We start from the raw sequence: 14,354 nt of genomic DNA, 5'->3' as shown, positions 1-14,354 counted from the left end.
TTCCGCCTGCTCGTCAGGCGAGTTTCTTCGTATATAGAATCCCGATCGTTTTGGCCCCGCAGTGGCTGGAAATGACGCAGCCCGCGTTCGATACCGCGACCAAGCGGGCGCCCGTCCTCGATTCCAGCGCCTCCTTCAGCATCTTCGCGTCCTCATCCGCCAAGGAGTGCGTGACGAAGATCAGGTCGTTATCCATGTCGGACAAGCGGTTCAGAGCGTTGTTCAGCAGTTGATCCAGCGCTTTTTCCCGGCTGCCGCGAATCTTGTAGGCCGGCGTCATTTTACCGTCTTCGACCTTGATGACGGGACGGATTCTCAGCAGGCTTCCGACGATATTCTGCATGCCGGAGCAGCGGCCGCCTTTATAGAGATAATCCAGCGAATCGATGACGAATTCGGTCTCAACCTGCGAGCGTACGGCCGTCAGCAGGGGAACGATTTCCTCTACGCTCTTCCCTTCTGCCGCCGCACCAACGGCTTTCATCACCTGGAGACCGATGCCGGTCGACAGGTTCAGGGAATCAAACACGGTCACCATGCCCTCCGCGAATTCTTCCGCAGCAATCAGCGCGTTCTGATAGGTTGAGGATAACTCTGAAGACAAGCTGATGTATAGGATCCTCCGGCCTTCCTGGACATGGGGCCTGAACGCTTGAATGAAGTCCGCCGGTGACGGCGCTGCGGTCTTCGGCAGCTTGCCCGTCTCTTCAACCTTCCGGTACAGTTGGGGCACCGTCAAATCGATCCCGTCCTTATAAGTCTGCTCCGAAAACGTGACATACAGAGGTACGATGCCGATGTCATACTGCGCAATCCATTCAGCGGGCAGGTCGCAGGTACTGTCCGCAAAAATTTTAATAGAACCCATATGAATCCTCCTAAACGTTCATTGGTTATCTATGGGACGGGGAATTTATGAAGCCGGTTGTTTTCTCGTATACATGATCGCAACGGTATGGGGGCCGCAATGGCTTGAAATCACGCAGCCGGCCTCCGCTATGGCAACTTGGCGCGCACCGGTCTGCTCCCGCAAAATAACGGCCAGCCGATGAGCCTCTTCCTCCGCGAGCGTATGGGCAACAATGATCAGATCTTGATCCATGTAATCCTTGTCGGCCAGGGCATTGTCGAGCATTTGCTGCACGGCTTTTTCCTTGCGGCCCCGGACTTTATACGCCGGGATGATATTCCCGTCAACCAGCTTCAGCACCGGTCGAATTTGCAGCAGGCTGCCGATGAAGTTCTGCATGCCGGAGCAGCGCCCGCCTTTGTATAAGTACTCCAGGGTATCGATGACGAATTGCGTCTCCACCTGGGGGCGCATCGCGGCAACCTGTCCGGCGATTTCCGCAGCACTCCGTCCTTTCTCAGAGAGATGCACCGCTTTCATCACAAGCAATCCGATCCCGCTGCATAAGGTCAAGGAATCGACGACGTGAATTCGGCCTTCGGGAAATTCTGCGGCAGCGATTTGTGCGTTCTGGTAAGTGGATGAGAGATTGGACGACAAGCTGATATACACGATGTCGCGCCCTTGATCGATGTAAGGGCCAAAAGCATCCATGAAGTCTTTCGGGGACGGGGCCGTAGTCTTGGGCAAATTTCCCTCGGCCTCCACCCGGCGATAAATATCGGGCGGGGTAATATCGATCCCGTCCCGGAACGTTTCGTCGCCGAATACGACGTACAGCGGGACCAGGCCGATCTCATACCGATCGATCCAGCCGGCTGGAAGGTCAGAGGTACTATCCGCGAAAATTTTCACATTAGACATAAGCAGTCTCCTTGGTTAGTTGATACGAAATAGGATCTAAAAGAACAACTTCTCATTATTCTATCAAAAAGAACGAGACAAGGAAAAGCCCCAAGCCTGCGTGACCGAAACCCGCGTGGCTTGAGGCTGAAGCCGGCCTCCCGACGGGCCGCCGGAAGGCGAAGAAGGTGCCGGCACCGCAGTATTCAGGCGGCGAGGCTGCCCAAAATAAACAATACGACGAGCAGCAGCAAGGATAAGGCCGAGAAGACCGTACCCAGAATCGCAAACACTTTGCGCCGATTCTTGATCGCCAGGCCGATGATGCCGAGAATCAGGGCGATCAAGTCCAGTAAACCGGATAAGAGGAACAGCAGGATCCCCAGCAACGCCCCGGTCCGCTGCATCAAGTCTTCGGCGATTGCATTCGCAGGCTGATCCACGAGGTCCAGCACCGTGGACGTGATCAGCACCAGCGAAGTGATATAGCCGATGACGGCGAGCAAGCTGAGCACGAAGGAAGCGATTCCGGGGCCGGAGAATTTCTTCCGCTCCACCGGTTCGTAAGGCGCAGGGTAAGGTGAGACAGGGTCTTGCTCCGATTGGCGATAATCCATCTTCAAACTCCTTTAATATACGGTAATATAAACCTATTCAAGTTCATCTTCAAACATCCTTCGGAAAATTGCAAGGATATTTTTGGATGAAATCGCTGCGGTGGAAATCAGGTGAATCCCTGCGGTATGATGGACGTGAAGTTCGTGAACTAAATTGAGAGGGGCGGATGGTGTCGTGCAGCGAAAATATGCGGGAATCGGAGCGATTGTGATGTTTCTGGCCGTAGCGCTGGGCGCGTTTGGGGCTCATATCCTGAAAGAGCGGATCGGGGAGTCGGCGATCGGAACTTTTGAAACCGGGGTTCATTATCAAATGATTCATGGCCTCGCGATGCTGCTGGCAGCGTTATTGGCCGGGAAATGGGGGGAATCCAAGCGCCTTCGGTGGAGTGCGCGGCTGTTCCTGATCGGCGTCATTTTATTCTCGGGAAGTTTATATGGGCTCGCCGCTGGGGGCTGGCGATGGCTGGGGCCGGTGACGCCGCTTGGAGGGCTGGCGTTTCTGGGAGGCTGGCTGCTGCTTGCGCTGGAGGCCTGGAGGGGTTCCTCCCGGGCCGGAGCCTGAAGAACCCAAAGGGCTGGCGACACCTGTGAACCAGGGGTTCGTCAGCCCTTCATCTTCCTTCCGTGATCAAGTATCCAAAAAGTCGATGACCTCGCTTAGCTTAAGCGTGTAGACCTGCTTCTCATCGACGTGGTATACGTTCAGAGCGTAGGTTTCCGGAAGGAAATTCAGGATGCGGCAGGGGATGCTCGTTCGCTTGCCATTTCGATTCACATACAATCGAACCAGCTTGTTCGCCGAGATATAGTTTTGAATCCAGGCCTGGAATTCATCGCTGGCTGCGAGTTCCTTGAAATTGCTCGAGGCCGGTTCGCTTTTCTTCTTCTCCGCCGTAGCCTGCTGCTTGGCCGATTCCTTGCTGTTGTTCTTGGCCGTGACAGCATTGGCTTTGTCGATGCGGGATTGCTTGCGGGATGCCAGGGTCGATTCAATGATCTGTCCCAATTCAATTCCGGAATTAACGCGGTAATCTATGATGTCTGTGCTGCTGTTCAGCAGCTTCAGCAACGCTTGCAGTGCCAAAGGGTTCGTTGTGCCCTTGATCAGAATTTCCACGTTGAACAAATAGCCTAATTCTTCTTCCTCATGTTGTTGTCCCGTCTGATTGTCCATAATTCCCCCAAAATATAACGTGTTAAGCAGAGAAGGGCGCTCCCTTTCTGTTGAAATTACCCAAATAATCATAGCACCCCTGCCTAGACAATCATAGATCAAATTTAAGAAAATTACACGGAGGATGTTGGAAATCGATTTTCTGTTTCACGACTATTGAATTAGGGTAAGATAATGACAACTTAATCCATAGAAGAAAGCAGGGGATAAGGATGGCCAATTCGGAAGCAAAATCTGCAGGGAACACGAAGAAGTCGAGCCTGGAGCAGCTGTTGAACGAACAGGTCGCCAACTTGAACGTGCTTTATGTGAAGCTGCACAATTATCATTGGTACGTGCAAGGAAGCAACTTCTTCCGGCTGCACGTCAAATTTGAGGAACTATATAATGAAGTTACAGAACAGATGGATGCCATTGCTGAACGGATGCTGACCTTGAAATGGGCTCCGGCCGCGTCGCTGAAGGAGTATCTGGAGCTGGCAACCATTCAGGAAGCCGCCGGCAAAGAGGAACCGCAAGCGATGGTGCAGCACGTGCTTGAGGATCTGGCAACGCTGACCGAGGCGTACCAAGAAGGGATCGCGCTGGCTGACAAGGCGGAGGATCCTGCCACCAGCGATCTGTTAACCGGCTACCTAGGCAAGCTGGAGAAGCAGATGTGGATGCTTCGAGCATTCCTGGATGGATGGAACTTGTCGAAATAAGAGCAATTTAAGCATCGCAAACCCGGAAAGGGCTTGGCCGCAAGCAAAGGCCAGGTCCTTTTGCATGAGGGGATCCCGGCAATTCTGACGTGTCTGTGACAAAGAGGGGACCTGTGAGTTTATATCCGCTGGCATACGTTGCTTATGCCTGTAAAGTAGGTTAGAATGTAGTGAGAATCATTGAGAATCACTTAGAATCATTCTAATGTGATAATAGTTATGATATAATGGCGAGAACAAGGGCGGCGTCCCTGGGCAAATAACGTCAATTTTCGTGGATGGAAGGAGCAGTTACATGGCAACTCATTTTGTAGTTGAAGAACTTAAGGCGACAATCGAGGAGAAGGAGATCCTGAAGGGGATCAATCTTGAGATAAAAGGCGGGGAAATTCACGCCATTATGGGACCGAACGGAACCGGGAAAAGTACGCTGGCTTCCGCGCTGATGGGGCATCCGAAATATGAAGTAACGGACGGCAAGGTTACGCTGAACGGCGAAGACGTTCTGGAGATGGCTGTTGACGAGCGCGCTCGTGCCGGCTTGTTCCTGGCAATGCAATATCCGAGTGAAATCGCCGGCGTAACCAACTCCGATTTCCTGCGCAGTGCGATTAATGCTCGCCGCGGCGAAGGAAATGAAATTTCCCTGATCAAATTCATCCGTCAAATGGAAGAGCAGATGAAGGTGCTGGAGATGAATCCGGAATTCGCGCACCGGTATTTGAACGAAGGGTTCTCCGGCGGGGAGAAGAAGCGGAATGAAATTCTGCAAATGCTGCTGCTGGATCCGAAGATCGTGATTCTGGACGAAATCGACTCCGGTCTGGATATCGACGCCTTGCGGATCGTCGCCAATGGCGTGAACTCCATGCGCAGCGAAGACCGCGGCTTCCTGATCATTACCCACTACCAACGCCTGTTGAATTATATCAAACCGGACTTCGTGCACGTTATGATGCAAGGGCGCATCGTGAAATCCGGCGGTCCTGAACTGGCTGAACGCCTGGAGGCCGAAGGTTACGATTGGGTCAAGGAAGAGCTGGGCATCGTGGACGAAACGGTTGGTCAAGAAGCCTAATCGGAAGGAGGAGTAGAGAATGACGACACAAACCGTACTTCCGGTTGAAGCGGAGCAACTCAGACAACTGTCCGCGAAGCGCGGCGAACCGGCCTGGCTGACGGACAGCCGGACGAAGGCGCTGCAGCTGGCGGCGGAACTGGAACTGCCTAAATTGGAAAAAACACGCCTGGATCGCTGGGATTTGAACAACTACGGAACGCTTGGCGAGACCCGCGGGGAGAAGCAGCAGCAGCTTCCCGAGAGCGTTCAATCGCTGGTAGACTTGACCGAGCAGAGCAATCTAATCGTTCAGCGGAATGCTGATACCGTATATACTCGACTGGCGCCGGAGCTCGCTGGCCAAGGGGTGATTTTCACCGACTTGGAAACGGCGGTGCGGGAGCATGGCGATCTCGTGAAGCCGCATCTTCACAGCGTTATTAAGACTGACGAGAACCGCATGTCCGCTTTGCATTCGGCATTGTGGAACGGCGGGGTATTCCTGTATATTCCGAAGAACGTGGAGATCGATACGCCGCTGCAGAGCATTTTCCTGCTCGACGATGCCGGATCCGCTTTTGCGCCGCACGTCTTGATCGTAGCGGATACGAACAGCCGCGTTACTTACGTGGATAACTATATTTCGGTTAACCTGAATGGGAACATTGTGCATAACGGGGCAGCCGAAGTGATCGTTAAACCGGGCGCCAAGGTCCAATTCGCCACGGTTCACCATTTGGGCGAGCAAGCGACGGATCTGACCTACCGCCGGGCCGTCGTTGAGAACGACGGCAGCATCGAATGGATTATCGGCGAAATGAACGGCGGCGATTCGGCAAGCGAAACGCTGTCGATTCTGAAAGGCAACGGCTCGACCTCCGATGCGAAGGTCATCGCTGTCGGTTCCGGCAAACAACGCCTGAACTATACGACGAAGGCCGTCCATTACGGCAAGAGCTCGGCGAGTCAAATGATCACCCGTGCGGTCATGCGGGAAGAGGCGACCGCCATCATCAATGGCATTACGAAGATTGAGAAGGGCGCCACCAAAGCGGACGGCCAGCAAACCGAGAAAGTGCTGATGCTGAGCCCGAAAGCCCGCGGCGACGCGAACCCGATCCTGCTGATTGACGAGGATGACGTATCCGCCGGACACGCCGCTTCCGTAGGGCAAGTGAATCCGGAGCAAATCTACTATCTGATGTCCCGGGGGATTACCCGTGCAGATGCTGAACGTCTGGTCATTTACGGCTTCCTGGCGCCTGTTGTATCGGATATCCCGCTGGAGCCGTTGCAGAAGCAACTGCAGGGTCTGGTGGAAAGGAAGTTAGGACAATGAGCATCCGCGCCGAAGAGCTCAAGCAGTTATTCCCGATTTTGCAGCAAGATGTCAACGGGCACCCGCTCGTTTACCTCGACAGTGCGGCTTCCTCACAGAAGCCGGCCGTCGTGATCGAAGCGATCAAGCATTATTACGAATGGGATAACGCGAATGTGCATCGCGGCGTCCACACGCTGGGCAGCCGGGCAACCGACGCGTACGAGAACGCTCGCGAGAAGGTTGCCCGCTTCATCGGCGCGGCGCGCCGGGAGGAGATCATCTTTACCCGCGGCACCACGACGGCGCTGAATCTGGTCGCTTCCTCCTACGGATCTGCGAACGTCGGAGAAGGGGACGAAATCGTCATCACTCCGATGGAGCACCACAGCAATCTGATCCCGTGGCAGCAACTGGCCTTGAAGAAGAAAGCCGTGCTCAAATATATTCCGCTGCAGCCGGACGGCCATATCGATCTGGCGGATGCGGAGAAGACGATTACCGCCAAGACGAAAATCGTGGCGACCGCTTATGTCTCCAACGTGCTGGGGGTCGTTAATCCCATCAAGGAGCTGGCGACCATCGCCCATCGTAACGGGGCTGTCATGGTTGTCGACGGAGCGCAAAGCACCCCGCATATGAAGATCAACGTACAGGAGCTGGATGCTGATTTTTATGCTTTTTCCGGCCATAAGATGTGCGCGCCAACCGGAATTGGGGTACTATATGGGAAGAAGCATTTGCTGGAATCCATGGAGCCGATCGAATACGGCGGGGAAATGATCGATGATGTCGGACTGTATGAATCGAGCTGGAAGGAGCTTCCGTGGAAATTTGAAGGCGGCACGCCGATTATCGCCGGTGCAGTTGGGCTGGCGGCGGCCATCGATTTCCTGGAAGGCATCGGGCTTGAGGAAATTCACCGGCATGAGGCCAAACTCGCCGCTTATGCGATAAACCGCCTGTCGGAGATTGAAGGGCTGACCCTATACGGACCGCGCGAGCGTGAGGTGGGCCTGATCACCTTCAATCTGCAGGACATCCATCCGCATGATGTTGCGACTGTGCTCGATGCTTCCGGCATCGCCATCCGGGCGGGCCACCACTGCTGCCAACCGCTGATGCGCTGGCTTGAAGCGAGCGCAACGGCCAGAGCCAGCCTGTATTTATATAATACGGAACAGGATATCGACCGACTGGCGGAAGCTTTAATCCAAACAAAGGAGTATTTTGGGTGATGCAACTGGACGATCTGTACCGCCGAGTCATAATGGATCATTATAAGAACCCGCGGAACCGCGGGAAGTTTGAGGAAGGCGCACTGACGGTCGATTTGAACAATCCGACCTGCGGTGACCGCATTTCCCTGCAGTTGATTGTGGAAGATGATATCGTCAAGGACGCCCGGTTTACCGGGGAAGGTTGCTCTATCAGCATGTCCTCGGCTTCGATGATGACAGAGGCGGTCAAAGGCCGGACCTTCGACGAAGCGATGGATCTGGCTGGACGGTTCTCCCGGCTGATGATGGGAGAATCGGTGGATTTCGACGATTATGAAGATCTTGAGGCCTTATCCGGCGTTAATAAATTTCCTGCCCGCATCAAATGCGCTACGCTAGCTTGGAACGCGCTGAAAAAAGGAATCCAAGCGGAACATTAATCCCCTAAGGAGGTAGCCGAACATGGCCAAAAAAGCACCGGAATTGGAAGAGTATAAATATGGCTTCCGGGATGAACACAAGGCGATTTTTCAATCGGGCAAAGGCTTGACCCGTGAAATCGTGACGGAGATCTCCCGTATCAAAGGCGAGCCGGAGTGGATGCTGAATTTCCGCCTGAAATCGCTGGAGCAGTTCGAGAAGATGCCGATGCCGCGCTGGGGCGGCGACTTGAGCGAGCTTGATTTTAACGATATTCAGTATTATGTAAGACCTTCCGAGAAGCAAGGCAAGACGTGGGAGGAAGTTCCGGCGGAAATCAAGGAAACCTTTGATAAGCTGGGAATTCCGGAAGCTGAGCAGAAGTTCTTGGCCGGCGTCTCCGCGCAATACGAATCGGAGGTCGTGTACCACAGCATCCAGAAGGACCTGGAAGATCAAGGGGTTATCTTCATGGATACGGATTCCGCACTGCGGGAATATCCGGAATTGTTCAAGGAGTATTTCGGGACGGTCGTTCCTGCGGCGGACAACAAGTTCGCAGCTCTGAACAGCGCTGTGTGGTCCGGGGGCAGCTTTATTTACGTCCCGAAAGGCGTGAAATGCGAAGTGCCGCTGCAGGCTTACTTCCGGATCAACTCGGAGAACATGGGGCAGTTCGAACGGACGCTGATCATCGCCGACGAAGGCAGCTTCGTGCACTATACCGAAGGCTGTACGGCGCCGATCTACAGCACGAACTCGCTGCATAGCGCGGTTGTAGAGATCATTGTGAAGAAGGACGCTCGCGTTCGCTACACGACGATCCAGAACTGGGCACCTAACATCTACAATCTGGTTACCAAACGGGCGGTTGCCGAAGAGAACGCCAATATGGAATGGGTTGACGGCAACATCGGCTCCAAGCTGACGATGAAATATCCGGCGGTGATCTTGAAAGGCCGCGGCGCGAAAGGCAGCGTGCTGTCCATCGCCGTTGCCGGCAAAGGCCAGCTCCAGGATGCCGGGGCGAAAATGATTCACCTGGCGCCGGATACAACGTCAACGATCGTGTCGAAGTCGATTTCCAAACACGGCGGCAAGGTCACCTACCGCGGTCTCGCTTCCTTCGGCCGTCAGGCGGAAGGCGCGAAATCGAACATCAAATGCGATACGCTGATTCTCGACAACGAGTCGACGTCCGATACGATTCCTTATAACGAAATCATGAACGACAACATCACGCTCGAGCATGAAGCGACCGTATCGAAAGTATCCGAGGAGCAGCTCTTCTATCTGATGAGCCGCGGTCTCACCGAAGAGGAAGCCACGCAGATGATCGTGATGGGCTTCATCGAGCCGTTCACGAAAGAGCTGCCGATGGAATACGCGGTGGAAATGAACCGGTTGATCAAATTCGAAATGGAAGGTAGTATCGGGTGAGAAAATGCTAAGCGTATCAACTATTTTCGGTTCGATTTCTGTATCGTGATACCGAAATGATACCGATTAGTCAAATACGCTCATTACTTCATGCTTGCGTTCAACGTAGAGATGGCCGTAAGTATTAGCGGTTTGCTTTATGTCATCGTGTCTCATTAGCTCCTTTACGAGATAGATGTCTACGCCTTTATTTATAAGATATGAGGCGTAGCTGTGACGCAAATCGTGAATTCTTAACTCTGGAAACACTTTTTTAAAATGTTTGTGAAAATGGGAGTAGTGGTATGGGGCCACTCCGCCAAAGACAAACATATCTTCATTGAATCCGTAGATTTTATCTGCGGATTCTTTTTTTATTTCCTCAAGCATGTCGCGTATAAATCCCGGAAAAGGAACATACCCCACGCTACCCTTCGTTTTAGGTGATGTAGGTTCTCGTGTGGCTATATCTAATGTTTTACTTACATGGAGCTGAGATTTATCCAAATCGATATCCGTCCATTTAAGTGCCATTCCCTCACCTACACGTAATCCCGTGTAAAACAGCAATCGAGCCAAATCCTTGTAATGCAGATGTTCGAGTCCGGCTACACGACGTTCAAAGTCATCTCGTCGAATAAAGTTGATTTTTGGGCGTACTCGTTGAATGGATCCGGCCGCAATGGTCGGATCGACTTTCAACCCGAAAAATTTAATGGCATGGTTGATTAGGACTTTGAAGTTACTGTAAACCGTCCTCGCACTATTTAGTGATTCTAGTTCATTCTCCAGGTACACTTTGAAATCAAGCACTTGCTGAAGAGTCACGTCTTTCACTTTTATGTGTCCAAATCTCGGCTTGATATGATGTTTATACTCGTTTGTTCGCCGACGGATAGTTTTTTCTTTGAGATTTTTATACTTGATGTTGTGTTCGAATAGTTCATCAAATGTGACATTATCGCTGTACTGCTTAACTTCATTAGTCAAAAATTCCGCTTCAGCTAAGATAGCATCCTGCCGCTTCTTAAATCCACGTTTTAGCTTCTGTTGTGGCCGCCCGTAAATGTCTTTGTACCGGACACGAAAATAATAAGTATTTCGTATCTTGTCTTTGTATACTGCCATATTTTTTGCATCACTCCAAACGTATGTTCTGCTTTGGGGTATATTTAAACAGCCTCGCGGCTGGAAAGCACAGGTTTATCCGAACATTTCTGCAACTCCAAGAGGTTCAAAATAAATTATGTAGTTTTCCCAAACGGTATAAGTTCCGTATTTATTGCGATATCGATCAATACAGGCCTGCAGGAACTCCTCGGTTACATCGAGGTACTCTGCAATCTCATACCTACCTTTAACTTTTGCCTTATAGGCTTGTACTATTGCAGACAACGGAACGAGCCGTTCATAGCCCCACTGCCGCGCTCTCAGCTCCTGTTGCTGATTCACGAGTTTGGATTGATCCGTAATATCGCCAACGGTCTTATATTGGTGGCCCATTTCCTCGACTAAGACGCATTTACGCTCTCGGTCGGTCCTTAGGTTTTTGTTAAGCAGGATCATATCACCTGCACCAGACTCGATATAAATTCCCTTGAGCCAATCAGGGAGAGCAGCTTTATCATCAAAAATGACGGTGACTTCTTGTTTTAATTGGTCATAGCTGATCATCCGGTCATCTCCCGTTGTAATTACTTATCGTTTTTAGCGAGAGCGATCTTCATGGCTAGTTTAATCTGTGCTAGTTGCTCTTCTGTAAGAGGTCCTTCGTGGCCGACTTGGTGAGCGGCAAGGGTGAAGATTTCTTCTTCTGATAAATTTTCACTGACTCCACTCGTGGATTGAGTAATTTCATCGAGATTTTCATCTTGAAATTCCTTTAATGCTTCTTTAGGGCTTACTGTCGGCCCGTCATACACAGGCGGCTCTTGGCGTGCGTACGCAGCTGCTAGTGTTTTGGTATCCATTTTTAGCGCTTTTGCGAGTCGATCAATCATTTCACCAGGTTCATAATCCCAAGGGGTAGGTGGTAATGTATCAATACCTCTTAGAAATGATGCGGGCAGTTCAGTTATATTCGCTAATTCTTCTATAGACATATTGAGTTCGGAAAGTCTGTCTTCAATTAAAGCGTAAATTGATTTGCCAAGTAAATAATCCAGAGAGACATTAAAGACTTCAGCCAATTTTATAGCAAGTTCCGCGCTTAGGTTTCTCCGTCCTCGTTCTATATTGTAATAATACTGAGTGGATATCCCCAACTTCTCTGCAACTTCAGCTCCAGTTAGGTCTAAATATCGACGAGTCTTTCTAATTCTATCTGACGGTACTTTCACGATTTTTTTTTCTCTCCTTATGAATTCATTTGCTTTATAATATCATCTATTTGGATAAAAATCAAACTTGATTAAGTAAAAAGTGGCGATATTCAAAGCAAATAGGAGATTATTTAGGGCAAAACCCTATGTTTTCTTTAAATATCACTCATTTTAGTTCTATATGGATACTTTTAATCCTTTACGAATACTATCCATATGGAATACAATATATCCAGAAAGGAGGTTGAGTATACAATGAACTTTTCGAACGTTATCAAGCATGTTTTAGTTGATGCGGGTATGAAGCCTTCAGAATTGGCGCGAAAAACGGGTTATTCGGCTATGTATATCCACAACCTATTGAACGGCCAGCGACGCTGGAATGAAGAATCTATGAAAAGGGTATGTGACGTTTTGGGCCTTGAATTGATAGTACAAACCAAGGAGGTCAGTTAAATTTATGCAATTATCCATCGTTAAATCTGAGCAATTTGGAAACGTGCAATGTGATTTTTGGCGTGACGAAAACGGCGAAATTGTCATGACCCGAGAGCAGATCGGTGCGGCACTTGAGTATGCCGAACCGAATAAAGCGATTGCCAAACTCCATGAGCGGTATAAAGAACGTCTCAACCGTTTCTCAAGTGTCGTCAAACTGACGAATGTTGAGGGTGGACGCCGAGTTGAAAGGGACGTTGTCGTTTATTACCCGAAAGGCATTTACGAAATCTGCCGATGGAGCCGTCAACCGAAAGCCAATGAATTTTACGACATGGTGTATGACATTCTAGAGTCCCTGCGCCGCGGTGAAACCGCACTTGTGCAACCGACAACTGAGGAAGCGAAGCTGAAAATCCAGCAAGCTCGCGCGGAAGCAATGCTCATCAATGCCCGGACAAGGCAAGCAAAATTGATTTTGGAGATGCAGAAGAACAAAACGCTTTCTCCGGTGGCCGTAGAACTGCTCAATGTCAACGCGCTGGAACATTTGACCGACAAGTCGACAGAATATCGGCCGGACATTGGCGGTAAGCATTATACCGCAACAGAGATCGGGAAAGAGCTCGGTATCAGCGCAAACAAGATCGGTAAAATTGCCAACGCACATGGTTTAAAAACCGACGAATATGGAATCATGGCGCTGGACAAATCACCGTACAGCGACAAGCAAGTACAATCATTTCGATACAACGAGAAGGGCCGGCAAAAGTTAATAGAGCTGATTCAAAAAGCCTAATAGGCAGTTTGTAACCACTGACCTCAAAAATGAGGGCAGTCAATGTCTCGGAGAAAGGAATGAAAATAGAATGAGTGATCAACTTGTTAAATCTACAGTAGGCGAGGCAATACACCTTTTCGAAATAATGCAAAAACACAACGTAAATTGTAGCTTGGAAGTAAAATCGGATTTACTTCTGGATCCCCTAATGGGCATTTCGCCGTCAAAAGTTAAGGTCGAATACTTTGTAAGAAGTGGCGGACCTGATTCGGTAATTGTGTCTCTCGGAGAGACTGAGCTAAATTTTGAACTCAATAACTTCTCGTACGCTAAAACCATTTCAAATCGCCAAATCACCATCCATATCTACGGGGTGAATTTACACTTTTGGTTCAACAGTGGATACATCCCGCCAGAAGGTATCAGAGAGGCAAAAAGTTACCGGGAAGATAGCTACCTTTAAGAGAAGGGAGTGAGTGCATCATGAATTCCCCTCACTATTACACTGCCAAGGAGGTTCAGAAACTTCTTGGACTAGGCTCAATCCGTACTGCTCAACTCCGCATCAAATCAATGAATGAAGAACTACAGGCAAGAGGTTATTGGATCGAGAGGGGGAAGATTCCGCGTAAATTCTTCCACGAGCGCTATCCTTATATTCCAAATGAAGGGATTGCTCGCTCATGATCCAGATCCACGTACCCCCACCACTCCGTCGCTTGGCGGAGCTGACCGAAAAGGCGCATCGTATCGGTGGCTACCCGCAGCTCAGCCCTATGGAGCTTTACGAGCTGTTTGAATGCCTGGACGCCAACCTGATCCAGATCAGAAAGATCGACGAGCTGAACGGCCTATTCACGGCGGCTTGGGCGGCCGGTGACTACAAATGGCTAGCAGAGCTGGAACAGCGGGCTGTAAGAACACTAAAAGGAGGATGACCATGAAAGCGTCTGAGTTAGTCGAAATGCTGCAGCATCTTGTTGATCAATACGGTGACCGTGAGATTATGTTTGTCAATTATACCAGTTATGACGGCTCGAACCTCATCGGTAGTGAGGTTGAGGACGTCACCGCCGAAGAAACGGGCGAAGGTAATCCGGTTTTTGTCTTATGGGACCGATAACCT

The 14,354-nt window shown here is 50.5% G+C and carries 19 protein-coding genes; 12 read left to right on the top strand and 7 right to left on the bottom strand.

Annotated features, from left to right (window positions below):
* Window positions 1-13: 13 nt before the first annotated feature.
* From BN3795_RS21045 to BN3795_RS21035, 3 genes are all read right to left on the bottom strand, one after another.
* Entirely contained in the window at window positions 14-868 is an 855-nt protein-coding gene (locus tag BN3795_RS21045; RefSeq protein WP_068786663.1) for a DegV family protein, read from the bottom strand.
* 45 nt (window positions 869-913) lie between these two features.
* Window positions 914-1,774, bottom strand: coding sequence for a DegV family protein (locus tag BN3795_RS21040; protein ID WP_068786662.1), 861 nt, complete (start codon window positions 1,772-1,774; stop codon window positions 914-916).
* A 185-nt stretch (window positions 1,775-1,959) separates the two neighbouring features.
* On the bottom strand, window positions 1,960-2,370 hold the full coding sequence (locus tag BN3795_RS21035; RefSeq protein ID WP_068786661.1) for a hypothetical protein: 411 nt from the start codon (window positions 2,368-2,370) through the stop codon (window positions 1,960-1,962).
* A 175-nt stretch (window positions 2,371-2,545) separates the two neighbouring features.
* On the opposite strand from BN3795_RS21035, the gene BN3795_RS21030 reads away from it, so the two are divergent.
* Window positions 2,546-2,935, top strand: coding sequence for a DUF423 domain-containing protein (locus BN3795_RS21030; protein WP_068786660.1), 390 nt, complete (start codon window positions 2,546-2,548; stop codon window positions 2,933-2,935).
* A 66-nt stretch (window positions 2,936-3,001) separates the two neighbouring features.
* Here the strand turns inward: BN3795_RS21030 and BN3795_RS21025 are convergent, their stop codons facing one another.
* On the bottom strand, window positions 3,002-3,547 hold the full coding sequence (locus BN3795_RS21025) for a hypothetical protein (protein ID WP_068786659.1): 546 nt from the start codon (window positions 3,545-3,547) through the stop codon (window positions 3,002-3,004).
* A gap of 212 nt (window positions 3,548-3,759) precedes the next feature.
* Between BN3795_RS21025 and BN3795_RS21020 the strand changes: the two genes are divergently transcribed.
* The 6 genes from BN3795_RS21020 (at window position 3,760) to sufB (ending at window position 9,709) form a co-directional block, all read left to right on the top strand.
* The gene (locus BN3795_RS21020) at window positions 3,760-4,251 is read left to right on the top strand and encodes a Dps family protein (protein WP_068786658.1); all 492 of its coding nucleotides are present in this window, start codon (window positions 3,760-3,762) and stop codon (window positions 4,249-4,251) included.
* A gap of 295 nt (window positions 4,252-4,546) precedes the next feature.
* Window positions 4,547-5,329, top strand: a complete 783-nt coding sequence (sufC, locus tag BN3795_RS21015; protein ID WP_068786657.1) for a Fe-S cluster assembly ATPase SufC — start codon at window positions 4,547-4,549, stop codon at window positions 5,327-5,329.
* Between the two features lie 19 nt (window positions 5,330-5,348).
* The gene (gene sufD / locus BN3795_RS21010) at window positions 5,349-6,650 is read left to right on the top strand and encodes a Fe-S cluster assembly protein SufD (RefSeq protein WP_068786656.1); all 1,302 of its coding nucleotides are present in this window, start codon (window positions 5,349-5,351) and stop codon (window positions 6,648-6,650) included.
* Window positions 6,647-7,867 carry a cysteine desulfurase gene (locus BN3795_RS21005; RefSeq protein WP_068786655.1) on the top strand — a complete coding sequence of 407 codons (1,221 nt, stop codon included), beginning with the start codon at window positions 6,647-6,649 and terminating at the stop codon, window positions 7,865-7,867. Before sufD ends, BN3795_RS21005 begins: the two co-directional genes overlap by 4 nt.
* A complete protein-coding gene (sufU, locus tag BN3795_RS21000; protein ID WP_068786654.1) occupies window positions 7,867-8,289 on the top strand; it encodes a Fe-S cluster assembly sulfur transfer protein SufU in 423 nt (140 codons plus the stop codon). Before BN3795_RS21005 ends, sufU begins: the two co-directional genes overlap by 1 nt.
* Before the next feature lie 22 nt (window positions 8,290-8,311).
* Window positions 8,312-9,709 (top strand): Fe-S cluster assembly protein SufB, encoded by a 1,398-nt coding sequence (sufB, locus tag BN3795_RS20995; protein WP_068786653.1) that lies wholly within the window; start codon window positions 8,312-8,314, stop codon window positions 9,707-9,709.
* Between the two features lie 66 nt (window positions 9,710-9,775).
* On the opposite strand, the gene BN3795_RS20990 is transcribed toward sufB, so the two are convergent.
* From BN3795_RS20990 to BN3795_RS20980, 3 genes are all read right to left on the bottom strand, one after another.
* Complete coding sequence (locus BN3795_RS20990; protein ID WP_068786652.1) at window positions 9,776-10,816, bottom strand: site-specific integrase; 1,041 nt, start codon at window positions 10,814-10,816, stop codon at window positions 9,776-9,778.
* Window positions 10,817-10,891: 75 nt separating this feature from the next.
* Window positions 10,892-11,362: an ImmA/IrrE family metallo-endopeptidase gene (locus tag BN3795_RS20985; RefSeq protein ID WP_068786651.1), complete on the bottom strand. Its 471-nt coding sequence runs from the start codon at window positions 11,360-11,362 to the stop codon at window positions 10,892-10,894.
* 20 nt (window positions 11,363-11,382) lie between these two features.
* Window positions 11,383-12,027 carry a helix-turn-helix domain-containing protein gene (locus BN3795_RS20980; protein WP_068786650.1) on the bottom strand — a complete coding sequence of 215 codons (645 nt, stop codon included), beginning with the start codon at window positions 12,025-12,027 and terminating at the stop codon, window positions 11,383-11,385.
* 237 nt (window positions 12,028-12,264) lie between these two features.
* Here BN3795_RS20980 and BN3795_RS20975 point away from each other — a divergent pair, with 237 nt between their 5' ends.
* The 5 genes from BN3795_RS20975 (at window position 12,265) to BN3795_RS20950 (ending at window position 14,351) form a co-directional block, all read left to right on the top strand.
* Entirely contained in the window at window positions 12,265-12,465 is a 201-nt protein-coding gene (locus tag BN3795_RS20975; RefSeq protein ID WP_068786649.1) for a helix-turn-helix domain-containing protein, read from the top strand.
* Between the two features lie 4 nt (window positions 12,466-12,469).
* Window positions 12,470-13,246 (top strand): BRO family protein, encoded by a 777-nt coding sequence (locus BN3795_RS20970; protein WP_068786648.1) that lies wholly within the window; start codon window positions 12,470-12,472, stop codon window positions 13,244-13,246.
* A gap of 70 nt (window positions 13,247-13,316) precedes the next feature.
* Window positions 13,317-13,691, top strand: a complete 375-nt coding sequence (locus BN3795_RS20965) for a hypothetical protein (RefSeq protein ID WP_068786647.1) — start codon at window positions 13,317-13,319, stop codon at window positions 13,689-13,691.
* Between the two features lie 220 nt (window positions 13,692-13,911).
* A complete protein-coding gene (locus BN3795_RS20955; RefSeq protein WP_068786645.1) occupies window positions 13,912-14,166 on the top strand; it encodes a DUF7667 family protein in 255 nt (84 codons plus the stop codon).
* Window positions 14,167-14,168: 2 nt separating this feature from the next.
* Window positions 14,169-14,351, top strand: coding sequence for a hypothetical protein (locus tag BN3795_RS20950; protein WP_068786644.1), 183 nt, complete (start codon window positions 14,169-14,171; stop codon window positions 14,349-14,351).
* Window positions 14,352-14,354 lie beyond the last annotated feature (3 nt).

This window comes from Paenibacillus phocaeensis (genome assembly GCF_900021165.1).
Classification (GTDB): Bacteria; Bacillota; Bacilli; order Paenibacillales; family Paenibacillaceae; genus Fontibacillus; species Fontibacillus phocaensis.
The sequence above is the reverse complement of the archived record's forward strand: the minus strand, read 5'-3'. Positions and strand labels throughout refer to the sequence as shown.